Annotated in this window: 8 protein-coding genes; 4 read left to right on the top strand and 4 right to left on the bottom strand. The window is 59.3% G+C overall.

Annotated elements, in window-relative coordinates; genetic code table 11:
* Nucleotides 1–152: 152 nt before the first annotated feature.
* The 4 genes from I9185_RS19955 to I9185_RS19940 are packed head-to-tail and all read right to left on the bottom strand — an operon-like array spanning nucleotide 153 to nucleotide 4,464.
* Entirely contained in the window at nucleotides 153–1,124 is a 972-nt protein-coding gene (locus tag I9185_RS19955; protein ID WP_210093905.1) for a D-glycerate dehydrogenase, read from the bottom strand.
* Complete coding sequence (gene sucD, locus I9185_RS19950; protein ID WP_171230723.1) at nucleotides 1,124–2,011, bottom strand: succinate--CoA ligase subunit alpha; 888 nt, start codon at nucleotides 2,009–2,011, stop codon at nucleotides 1,124–1,126. The genes I9185_RS19955 and sucD overlap by 1 nt, the downstream gene beginning before the upstream one ends.
* On the bottom strand, nucleotides 2,011–3,207 hold the full coding sequence (locus I9185_RS19945) for a malate--CoA ligase subunit beta (protein WP_209835554.1): 1,197 nt from the start codon (nucleotides 3,205–3,207) through the stop codon (nucleotides 2,011–2,013). Before I9185_RS19945 ends, sucD begins: the two co-directional genes overlap by 1 nt.
* Before the next feature lie 15 nt (nucleotides 3,208–3,222).
* Nucleotides 3,223–4,464, bottom strand: coding sequence for an aminotransferase class V-fold PLP-dependent enzyme (locus I9185_RS19940; protein WP_210093904.1), 1,242 nt, complete (start codon nucleotides 4,462–4,464; stop codon nucleotides 3,223–3,225).
* A gap of 220 nt (nucleotides 4,465–4,684) precedes the next feature.
* Here I9185_RS19940 and I9185_RS19935 point away from each other — a divergent pair, with 220 nt between their 5' ends.
* The 4 genes from I9185_RS19935 (at nucleotide 4,685) to I9185_RS19920 (ending at nucleotide 11,064) form a co-directional block, all read left to right on the top strand.
* Complete coding sequence (locus I9185_RS19935; RefSeq protein ID WP_245218233.1) at nucleotides 4,685–5,314, top strand: response regulator transcription factor; 630 nt, start codon at nucleotides 4,685–4,687, stop codon at nucleotides 5,312–5,314.
* Nucleotides 5,315–5,336: 22 nt separating this feature from the next.
* Nucleotides 5,337–6,182: a Rossmann-like and DUF2520 domain-containing protein gene (locus tag I9185_RS19930; RefSeq protein WP_210093903.1), complete on the top strand. Its 846-nt coding sequence runs from the start codon at nucleotides 5,337–5,339 to the stop codon at nucleotides 6,180–6,182.
* A gap of 177 nt (nucleotides 6,183–6,359) precedes the next feature.
* Nucleotides 6,360–10,073 (top strand): hypothetical protein, encoded by a 3,714-nt coding sequence (locus tag I9185_RS19925; protein ID WP_210093902.1) that lies wholly within the window; start codon nucleotides 6,360–6,362, stop codon nucleotides 10,071–10,073.
* On the top strand, nucleotides 10,066–11,064 hold the full coding sequence (locus I9185_RS19920; protein ID WP_210093901.1) for a hypothetical protein: 999 nt from the start codon (nucleotides 10,066–10,068) through the stop codon (nucleotides 11,062–11,064). Before I9185_RS19925 ends, I9185_RS19920 begins: the two co-directional genes overlap by 8 nt.
* Nucleotides 11,065–11,123 lie beyond the last annotated feature (59 nt).

The following is an 11,123-nucleotide window of genomic DNA, read 5'->3' as shown; positions in this document are numbered from 1 at the left end:
TGATCGAGCCAAAAAGCTCGGGATCACGATCAGAAAGGGACTGGGTGAAAAATCCATCTGAACGGTGCGGGGCATTCACTGGTCATATCTCCTTATAGAGGAACGCAGCCACGGCTGCGTTGGACGCCATTGCGTGATGTTTGAAGGTGGCCTCAGATCACGCGGTCCCGAGGTTCGCGGCCGTCGAAGAAGTCGCTCAGATTGTCGAGAACCCGGAACCCCATCGCTTCGCGCGCTTCGCGGGTCGCGCTGCCCAGATGCGGAAGCATGACGAGGTTGTCGCATTGCAACAGGTCCGGGCTGACCCGCGGTTCACCATCGAAAACGTCCAATGCAGCGCCGCCGATCATGTCGAACACCAAGGCCTGGATCAGCGCCCATTCATCGATCACTTCGCCCCGTGCGGTGTTGATCAGAAATGCGTCAGGCTTCATCAGGCCAAGTCTGCGCGAATTGATCAGATGGCGGTTGGCTGCGCCGCCCGGACAGTGCAGTGAAACGAAGTCACATTGCGGCAGCAGGTCATCAATGGTGTCCACCTGTTTTGCGTTGCATTCGGCGAGAACATCGGGCGATACGGCGCTACGGTTGCAAACCAGCACGTCCATGCCGAACCCGTGATGCGCACGGCGGGCCATCTCCTGTCCGATGCGGCCATATCCGATGATGCCCAGTGTCTTGCCGCTGACCTTGGTTCCGACCAGATGCGTGGGCCGCCATCCTGTCCACTGACCTGCACGCAGCTCGCGTTCGCCCTCACCCGCCCGACGCGCCACCATCAAAAGCAGCGTCATGGCGATATCGGCGGTGCACTCAGACAGAACGTCGGGCGTGTTGGTCACGGTCATACCCAACTCGCGTGCCGACGGCTCGCAGATATGGCTGTAGCCGACGCCGTAATTGGCAAGGATTTTTGTCTGCACACCCGGCACATCCAGTGCCTCGGCGCTCAGCGTGTCCGTTACAGTGGGCAGCACGGCGTCATAGGATTTCAACGCTTGCCGGATTTCAGCCGGGGACATGGGTTTGTCGCCGGTATTCAAAACGGTGTTGTAGTTCTCGGCCAGCTGCGCCTCGACGGCAGCAGGCCAGCGACGGGTAACCAGAACCGATGGTTTGACCATCACGCAGCCTCCATCACGCGGGCGATCGTCTCACCGATCACGGCAGGGTTTTCGGCCACGGTGACACCTGCGGCGGACAGGATCTCGACCTTTTCGCTGGCGCTTTCGCCGAAGGCCGAGATGATCGCCCCCGCGTGCCCCATGGTACGGCCTTTCGGAGCGGTCAGGCCGGCGACATAGGCGATCACCGGTTTGGAGATGTGGTCGCGGATATATTCGGCGGCTTCCGCTTCCTGCGGGCCTCCGATTTCGCCGATCATGGCGATGACATGCGTGTCTTCGTCGTCTTCAAACCGTTGAAGGATGTCCTTGAATGACGATCCGTTGATCGGGTCGCCCCCGATTCCTACACTGGTCGAAACGCCGATCCCGCGCTCTTTCAACTGGGCCGCCGCCTCATATCCCAATGTCCCCGAACGGCCGATGATCCCCACATGTCCGGGAAGATAGATATGCCCCGGCATGATGCCCAACAAAGCTTTTCCGGGCGAGATGGTGCCGGCACAGTTCGGACCGGTCAGAACCATGCGTTTCTCTTTCGGATAGCGATACATGTACCGTTTCACCCGGATCATGTCCTGTGCCGGAATGCCGTCGGTGATGCAAACGCAATAGCGGATGCCCGCATCGGCGGCCTCCATGATGGAATCCGCCGCAAACGGGGGCGGTACGAAGACCAGGCTGGCATCGGCGCCGGTGGCTTCGACGGCCTGTTTGACGGTGTCAAAAACCGGAACGCCTTCGACGGTTTCGCCCCCCTTGCCGGGCACGACGCCACCCACCACGTTTGTGCCATAGTTCAACATGTCCTTGGTGTGGAACCGCGCCATGCGCCCGGTGATGCCCTGCACGATGACACGCGTGTCACGATCGAGAAGAATGCTCATTACACAACCCTCATTTTGGTGCCCTGAGTAAGGTCGTTTTTCCAAGCGCCCACAGCGCGTTCTGCCGCCTCCATCAGCGTCGTGGCGCGAATGACCGGCAGGCCCGATTTAGCAAGAATTTTCTGGCCTTCTTCGACATTAGTGCCGGCCAGCCGCACGACGACGGGAATATCGAGGTCAAGTTCCTTCAACGCCTGAACGACTCCTTCAGCCACCCAGTCGCAGCGGTTGATACCGGCGAAGATGTTGACCAGAATGGCCTGAACATTGTCATCCGACAGGACCAGCCGGAACGCCTTGGCCACCCGTTCAGGCGACGCGCCACCGCCGATGTCGAGGAAATTTGCAGGCTCGCCGCCTGCCAGCTTGATCGTGTCCATGGTGGCCATCGCCAGACCGGCCCCGTTGACGATGCAACCGATATTGCCGTCAAGCCCGACATAAGACAGCCCGCGATCCGCAGCGCGGCTTTCGCGCGGGTCTTCCTGGCTTTTGTCGCGCAGTTCGGCGATCTGCGGGTGGCGGAACAGAGCGTTGTCGTCAAAGCTCATCTTGGCATCCAGCGCCAGCACCCGGTCGTCACCGGTGATGACCAGCGGATTGATTTCGACCATCGTGGCGTCAAGATTGCTGAAGGCGGCATAACAGCCCTGCAGCGTCCGCACCATTTGCTGGATCAGTTTGGCTTCAACCCCAAGATTGAAGGCGATTTCACGGGCCTGAAACTCCTGAAGCCCGACAGCCGGTTCAACGATGGACCTGACAATGCTGTCGGGGCGGTCGGCCGAGATGTCTTCGATCTCCATCCCGCCTTCGGACGAGGCGACGATCATCACCCGCTGGCTGGAGCGATCCAGAACAAAGCCAAGGTAGATTTCCCGGTCAATCGGCACTGCGGCTTCGACGTAGACACGATAGATGCCTTTGCCTTCAGGACCCGTCTGATGCGTCACCAGTTTGCGACCGAACAGATCATCGCAAGCCTTGTAGATTTCGTTTTCGCTGTTGCAGAGCTTGACCCCTCCGGCCTTGCCGCGCCCGCCTGCATGGACCTGCGCCTTGACAATCCATTTGTCGCCACCCAGTTCGCGCGCCCGATAGGCCGCCTGTTCTGGACTGTAGGCAAGCGCGCCGGCGGGCACGTCGACGCCGAATTTCGAAAGAACTTCTTTCGCCTGGTATTCGTGGATATCCATCTGATGCGCTCCTGTTTAAGCAGCTATTGAAGTGCCGTAACGGCTTTCCAGCAGAGCTTCGATCGCGTCTTGGTCGACCTCTCCCCCCAGCTCACGAATGGCTTCGGCGAACAGGCGCACAATCCGGCTGACGGCCTCGCGATTCAATTGATTTAGGATGCCGATGCGAACCTGCACCGGTTCGCTCAAGGTGGGCCAGATGCCGAACCCGCGGGCGCGGCAGTTCTGCACCAGTTCCATCTCGCGGCCAGAAAGCTCGGAAGGCAGGTTGAGAACGATCAGGCTGGGCATGTCCGAGGTGACCTCGCACCCCATCTCGGTCACCGCGTCCCGAAGAACCTTTTCATGCGTCCGGTAAGACATCGACCGCTTGGCCAGACCTTCCTGCAAGGTCAGGCGCAATGACTCGTGGAATGCCGCAACCGCATATCCGGAATGGGTCCGGTGATAGGTGCCCTTTTCCACGTCTTGCCCATCGACGATGCCCCAGTGGCGGGCCTCGAAGATCGGATTGTGTACATAGGTATAGGCACCTGTGGATTTCAGTGCCTCGATATAGGCATCGGTAAAGCTGACAGGGGCATAGGTCAGCGGCAAGCAGCACAGGCCTTTCTGCGGGCAGGATGCCCAGCCTGCCACACCCGGATAGTCATCGATCGCAAAGTCTTCGACACCCAGAGACGAGACCGCATCGATCAGCCCCATGGTGTCATGACGTTCACATGCGTCCGAGAAACCGCGCAGATCGTTCACCCTGCCCGATCCGGTTTCCCAATGCGCCATGAAAGCCCATTTCGGCTTGTGCTCGGCCAGAGTCGCTTCAATCAGTTCAGCAGTCACCGGCTGGCCATGTGGAACCTCGACTACCGTGACACTCGCCGCCTGTGGGTCAAGCGGGCTGGCTGCGTGCTCGGCGGGCGTTGCCGCCTTGATCCGCAGCGTCAACGCGTCGATCCCCGAGAATGTGCCGTTGGTGAAGGCAACAACCTTGTCACCGGGCATGACGGCCGAGAACATGGTGTCCAGCGCGCTCCATCCGGTGCCCGCGACGGCGAACGTATAAGCGTTCCGGGTACCCCAGATTTTCCGCAGCATGTGCTTGCATTCGATCATGCCCCTGAGGACATCGCCTTGCATGTGATCGGCGACCCCTGCGCCGGCGAAGGCTTTCAGGACACGCACATCCGTATTGCCCGGCCCCGGCCCTGCGGCAAGGGTCTCGGGAATTTCGAGCGGAGGGAAAATCTGAAAGGTCATGGTCTGACATCCTCGGCTGTTGGCCGGGTATTGCGGCCTGATGGTTCAAGATACCGGTCAGAAAACGCGAGCTTGCCGGATGGCGCAACGTAACTTACTACTGCTTTTGGATGGCTAATAGTGTGGGTAATTACCTACCCGTTTTGGCAAAAATACGACGGTATACCAAAATCCACCCCACCCTTTTGGGTAGTATCTTGTAAAATATGGGCAAAATCATATGGTTGAGACATCGGACAAACCCATCGACATCATGCTTGCGGACAGCAACCCGCTGGTTCTGTCGGCCATGTCGGAAATTTTCGAACGTGATCCCCGATTCTCTCTGGTCGCCACGTCGGCAACGGCAGAAGGGTTTCTGGGAACGGTGATGCGGATACCCGTTCAGGTCGGTGTCGTGGACTGGACGCTTCCGGCCCTGGGCGCTGCCAAACTGATCGAGGTGCTGCGCGATCAGGCCGATGCACCGCGCTTTGTCATCTATGGCGATACCTCTGGGGATGTCCCGCGATTGGCGATGCAGGCGGGCGCCGCTGGATTTGCAGCCCGCTCGGGTGAGGTCGAAGGCCTTCTTGAGACCTGCGCCGAAGTGGCAGCAGGCAAGATGGTGTTTCCGTTCATCGACGTCCGGAAGATGAAACAGGATCCGATTCAAAGCCTGTCGCGCAAGGAACGCGCCATTTTGGAGGCCCTGGCACAGGGGATGTCGAACCGGGAACTGTCCAAGGAACTTCAGATATCCACCAACACGGTCAAGTTCCACCTGTCCAATATCTATGAGAAGCTGAACGTCAAAAACAGAACTCAAGCCATTGCGTTTTTCTATTCGTCCCACCGTGGGGCGGACTAAACGACAAGAACAGAGCGCCCAGATGACTGAAATCAAAATTAACGTTGTCGGTGCCGGGCGGGTTGGCAAAACGCTGATCAGCCTTCTGGATGGCACTGATGGCTGCCGGATCCAGGATATTCTGAGCACATCCTTTCGGTCGGCAAATGAAGCCGCCCAGTTGTCCAAAACCGGGCGCGTTGCCGCAAGCTATGCCGATCTGCGGCCAGCTGATCTGTGGATCCTCTCAGTACCCGACACGCAAATTTCTGCGGTGGCCCACGAATTGAAAGAGGCGTTCGAAAACCAAGAAAAAACCGGGAAGCCTTCAGTGGCTTTCCATTGCAGCGGCTATTTTCCTGCCGAGCACCTGGCGCCGTTGCGAAGCCTCTCATGGTCTCTGGCCAGCGTTCATCCCGTCCTGTCTTTCGCCGATCCACAGGCCGCTGCCGCGCAATTCAAAGAGGCGCTGTGCGGTTTGGAAGGCGATGAAGACGCCACAGCGTTCATTCAGCCGCTTCTGGAGGGATTGGGAGCCACCTGTTTTCCCATCCGGTCTGAAAGCAAAAGCCTGTATCATGCAGCCGCTGTGATATCGAACAACTTCGCCGTTGTCTTGCAGGCCATCGCCCGCGAAGCGTGGGCCGAGGCCGGCGTGCCGGACGAAACTGCCCGCAAGCTCAACGCTGGTTTGTTGAGCAGCACAGTCGAAAACGTTAACCTTCTTGGCCCGCATTCTGCTCTGACCGGTCCGGCGGCAAGAGGGGACGCAGAGGTCGTTGCCCAGCAGGGCGCGGATGTAGCGGCGTGGCACCGCGATGCAGGTGAAATTTACAAGCATATGAGCCTGCTGGCGCAGAAGCTGAAGGCAACCGGTTTCACGAAGTAATCACCAGATCCATTGCTGCAAGGCATTTTGGATCCTGCGTTCGAAACGCGTCGCGGAAAAGGCGGGCACGGGCCTTTCTTTTGCGAATCCCTGAAACATGTTACGTTGGGTCAACTTTCGAGATTTGATTTTTCCCGGCACTCAGTTTCTTGCAGCGCTTTCCTACGAGGTGACTTCATGTCCGACTCCAGCAGTGAGCCCCCGCGCATTACGCTGTCCCTTCCGACCTCTCGACCCAATCCCACGATCTCGGCGGAACTCTCGGGATCGGCCGGTTTTACGGCTGACAGCCTTGACGATCTCAGGCGCGTCGAAGCCGAGAAGCTCAAGGCGCTGCGCCGTGGTGTCGGCATTGACCTGTCTGCTGAGGTGATCAACGATCTGGTCGATCAGCGCGTTCAGTCCACCGGTGCCGTCTTTCGTCAGCTTGAAACCATACGCAAGGATCTGGCCGACGGGTATCTGGGCGCTGTCGTCCCAACCCTTGCCCCGAAACTGCGCGGTGAACTGATCAATCCCGACGGCACCCCTGCCGAGCGGGTAATCGTTGAAGCGCTGCGCCCAACCTTTACCGCCAGTGAAGGCATCGACAACGCGGATTTTTCATGGGCTGTAAAAGCCGCCGTAACGGATGCGCGGGGCCTGTTTTCGCTTGATCTGCCCAATCTGCGCCTGCCGCAAAATGGCCTCAGATTGCGGATTCGCGGGCAGAACACCACTCTGACCGAGGCAGTGCCGCGCATTGATGCATTGGATGGTGAATTGGGCCTCGTGGTGCTGGATCGCACTGTCCTCCCTTTGCAGCGCTCGATCCTGGGTGAGCTTGCCGATATTCTGCCGGTGGATCCCGAGGATGCGGAAGAAAACATATCCGACTTCACCGGCACGCAGGCCCCAATCGTTCTGGGCGAAGGTGATTGCGCTTCGGAATACCGAACCGAAGGAGGCACGGTTTCGCGGCGGCGTTATTCGGTTCTTTACCGGTTGATCGACCCGCTTGTCGGGCCGAAAAACATCGTTCGCACCCGCCCTGTAGGCGGCAATCGCTTTGTCACGACAATTCCGGGCGGCACCTTTGCACAGGCCAATCTTTCTGCCGAAACACTGTTGAGCGCATTCAACAATGACGGCGGAGACTGGGATTTCCGCGATCGGATACCGATTGACGAACCCATTGATATCGAGGATTTTTTCGAAGATCTGGAACAGCGCCCGCAGGATGTGCCAAAAGCTTCCAGCCTGGCGCTTGGCTATATCGCCAAGATGCGTTCAACCGCCGTTCACGCCGGAATGTCATTGGGGCGTCTGGTCTATTCCCTGCCGCTTGCCCCGGGCGAAGAACAACGGATCGTCGTGTCGGAACAGCGCGAAACCCTGACCGTGCGCGAACGCGAAAGCCTGACCTTCGAGGAACAACAGGAATTCGAAGAGGCGCGCGACACCTCTTTCGACAGCACATTCGAAACCGCATTGGACGAAGTGATCCGTGGAACATCCTCTTTCTCGACCAAGGCGTCCACAAAAAGCTTCGGGGGCGCCGGCGGCATTGGTGGCGGTCTGTTTGGCGGTATTGGGGCCATAGTGGGCGGGGTCGGTTTCAGCGGCGCCCGTTCCAGCTCCAACTCGTCAGGCAATTCGTCCAACACGCAGAACACGTCACGCGATTTTCTGTCAGACACGCACGAGACATTCTCGGCCGCACTGGAACGGGCCGCTTCGGTCAAGCGAAGTTCGGCCCGAACAAGCGTTCGTACAGCCACGGCAAGTGATCGGCGGACGGCGACGACAAAATTCGTGGCCAACCGCAACCACTGTCATGCAATGACGATGCAATGGTTCGAGGTTCTGCGCGACTTTTCCCTGGAAACGCGGATCGAAGGCGTTCAATTGGTGGTCTTCGTTCCCATGCAGCTCATCCGCTTTCGCCGTCTGGGGCAAGGCGATCAATTGCCGGGCAATGTCAGCCGGTCCGGATTGCTGAGCCGGTACAAGGTGATCCTGCGCCACGCAGACGTTTTCCGCCGCGTGTTCCGAAACCGTCGCAGATTCCGCACCGCCCTGAAACTGCTGGAAGAGTTTTACGCGGACAAGGACGCGACACCGCAGAATGCTCCGGGTGTCGCGCAGGACATCGTCAGCTTCGAGGCGCAGGGCACTTTCATGCCCAATGATGACATATCCGCGGTGATCTTCACGCAGGATGGCGACCGCGTTGGGCCAGTGCCCCTGACCGGATCGCCGATCGACATCGACAACCTGCATGACTTGCCTGCCGAGACACGCGAAAACCTGCTGGTTCGGCTGGCTGACGCGCGCCGTGATCCAACCAACCGGCGGACTTATACCGGATCCGTGGCGTTGCCCCGCTCGGTCGAACGTTCCGACATCGCCCGCGTCGAGTTGCGCAGGCGGACGGGCTCTTTTGCCTATTCATTCTATACCGGCCCGGACCCGATCAACATCTTCAACATTTGGGAACATATCTCGAACCTGGAAGATGCGGATGATCTGGATCGCGCCACACGCAACATCAACCGGAGCCTTCACACGACGATTTCAGGCTCGGATTTCGACGATCTGGTCGGCGCGCCGATGATCAGCGAGTTCGAAGCGCGCATGAATGAGGACGCACAGACCATCGTCGACGACAACACATTCCAGGCTTTGCCTGCGACCCTACCCTATTCGGTACAGGAAGTGCCGGATGTGTTGTCACGCCGTGATCTGCGGCGGATCGAGGAAATGTATCAGCATATCGTTGCCGACACCGTTCGCTATTCCCGCGTGATCTGGGCCAGTATGACGGATGAGGAACGGGCCATCCTGCTGGAACGCTTCACCATCGGCGTGCCCGATGGCGGATTGGATGACGCCTCAAGCGAGATATCGCTGCTCAGCACGGTCCAGAACAAGGTGTTGGGCTTCTATGGCAATGCAATGATCATGCCGTTCTCGATCCCGCCCGATCTGGCCGACAGAATGGAGATGCGGACCGGCGACATTCAGGACAGCCTGCTGGCCTTCCATCGCGAAGACTTCCGACCACCGCGCCGCACGATCTCGCTACCGACCAGGGGCCTGTTGGGCGAGGCCGTTCTGGGCCGCTGCAATTCCTGCGAGATGATCGACCATCGCCGCTTCTGGAACTGGCAGGACAGCCCGACGCCACCCCCGGTCGGCGACACGCCGGTCCTGCCCGCGGACAGCGATGCGATCTTTGGCGCCCGTGCGCCATCAGACCTGCCGGCCAATCAACCTTCGAACACGCTCACCATCGCCGGTGGCGACATTGGTACAGGCCAGGCCGTGCCCACTTCGCAACTGGCCGAGATCCTCAAAGCCGCGCCTGATCTTGCACGGGCGGGAACCGATCTGACGGGCCTGAAAGAGTTGCAGGCGCAACTGGCCCTTGAAACGCAATCGGTCGCCGCCGGTCGGGACAAAGCCATAGACACGGCGACGGATCTGACCAAAGAGCTTGTCGGCAAGGCCACTGAGCTTGCGGGCAAGGGGCAAGAGATCGCTGCGGCTCGCAAAGAGGAAGAAGCCAAAAAACAAGCCGCCGAGAAGAAAAAGACAGCTGCCGACAATGCCGCAAAGCTCAAGGGGTTTGAGGATATCGCCAAGAACGCTTCGGGAGTTTCTGCGCTGATTGGCGGGCAACCGGATGGCAACCGGGCCGGTTTCGTTCAAAACCTGTTCAAGGATTTCCCCGGTGGTGCTGCGGCTCTGGCCAATCCTTCCAACACGTTGCTTCTGGCCAAGCTTTTCGGGGCCTTTACCAAAGCCAATACGGATGCGGATGACGGCAGCGCAACCAAGGCCGGCAGCCAATCCGTACTGGATTTCCTCAATGGCCTGAGCGCCCCTGCGGAGGACGACGATGAGTGACACCAGCACAAATGCAACCCCCGAACCGGGCATCGATGAAAGCCTTGCCGAGGCCATCATCAATATTCTTGAAACCACCAATTCCCCGGCGATTCAGCGCGCCCGAGAGGTTATAGCCCACAGGCTGGCCATCGCTGGCGACATTGCACCATCCCGCATCCCTGCCCCGCGCAACATCACCGAGATCGGAGGCTATATCAATCTGCTCAGCGAGTATGGAGAGGCCGAACAGCGCGCGCGCATGATCGCGGCGGCGCTGGGCATAGCAGGGCCGCAGATTTCGGTGCCACAGCCCGGTGCCGTTCCACCGTTGTCCTTTGTCACACGTGACGGTGCCCGACCTGCGGGGCCACAACAACCCAGCTTCCCGTTGACCTATACGATCCGTAGCGACTTTGTTCCGGCATTTGACAATGCGGTGCAGGAAATCACGATCCGCGGTGGCGCGGTTCCGATTTTGACACCTTTCAGGGTCCTGCCTGCTGCGGGGTCTGCACCCGCAACAGACGGCTCTGCGCAGCTGGCTATGATCGGCCGGACATTCAGTCTGGCTCCAACAGCGGCTTTGCACGCCGTGGCGACAGACCCTTTGTCGCTCAGCCGTCTGACGGCTGGTGGCGGGTTCGAAGTTATGGTTCGGGTCATCGACGCCGCCGCACCGATCGCCGGAACCATCGCGGCGGCGAACTGGACAAGTTGGGAATGCGATGCCTCTGCCTGTACCGAAGTCGACAGCAATGATGCGCGCTTTGCGCTCACACCACTGCTGAACGCCGCCGGGTGGCACCAGCCCGCTGATCCCGGCAATCCGAACAGTCTGTCAAATCCCGGAACCTGGGCGGAATGGCGCAACATCACCGGGCTTGTGCCGGGCGTCACGCGGTTTGCGGATGAGCTGCAACTGCTATACTCCGCAGAAATGCTCATTACTTCACCGGTCTTCAATCAACTGGACAATGTCTGGACTGGAAGCGAGTTCGCCGCGCCATAGCACGGCTGCCTGAAACGCAGGAAAGTGATTTGGCAATGCGTCCATCATGGGGTTCAATG

Source organism: Ruegeria sp. HKCCSP346, from assembly GCF_017872595.1.
Lineage (GTDB): Bacteria > Pseudomonadota > Alphaproteobacteria > Rhodobacterales > Rhodobacteraceae > Ruegeria.
Note: the sequence above shows the minus strand (reverse complement) of the source record. Positions and strands in the feature narration are given on the sequence as shown.

What these genes read in the sequence shown, in the direction of transcription:
- I9185_RS19940 (WP_210093904.1), bottom strand. Translation starts at nt 4,464, where the DNA reads ATGACCTTTCAGATTTTCCCTCCGCTCGAAATTCCCGAGACCCTTGCC.
- I9185_RS19920 (WP_210093901.1), top strand. Translation starts at nt 10,066, where the DNA reads ATGAGTGACACCAGCACAAATGCAACCCCCGAACCGGGCATCGATGAA.
- I9185_RS19945 (WP_209835554.1), bottom strand. Translation starts at nt 3,207, where the DNA reads ATGGATATCCACGAATACCAGGCGAAAGAAGTTCTTTCGAAATTCGGC.
- I9185_RS19925 (WP_210093902.1), top strand. Translation starts at nt 6,360, where the DNA reads ATGTCCGACTCCAGCAGTGAGCCCCCGCGCATTACGCTGTCCCTTCCG.
- sucD (WP_171230723.1), bottom strand. Translation starts at nt 2,011, where the DNA reads ATGAGCATTCTTCTCGATCGTGACACGCGTGTCATCGTGCAGGGCATC.
- I9185_RS19955 (WP_210093905.1), bottom strand. Translation starts at nt 1,124, where the DNA reads ATGGTCAAACCATCGGTTCTGGTTACCCGTCGCTGGCCTGCTGCCGTC.
- I9185_RS19930 (WP_210093903.1), top strand. Translation starts at nt 5,337, where the DNA reads ATGACTGAAATCAAAATTAACGTTGTCGGTGCCGGGCGGGTTGGCAAA.
- I9185_RS19935 (WP_245218233.1), top strand. Translation starts at nt 4,685, where the DNA reads ATGGTTGAGACATCGGACAAACCCATCGACATCATGCTTGCGGACAGC.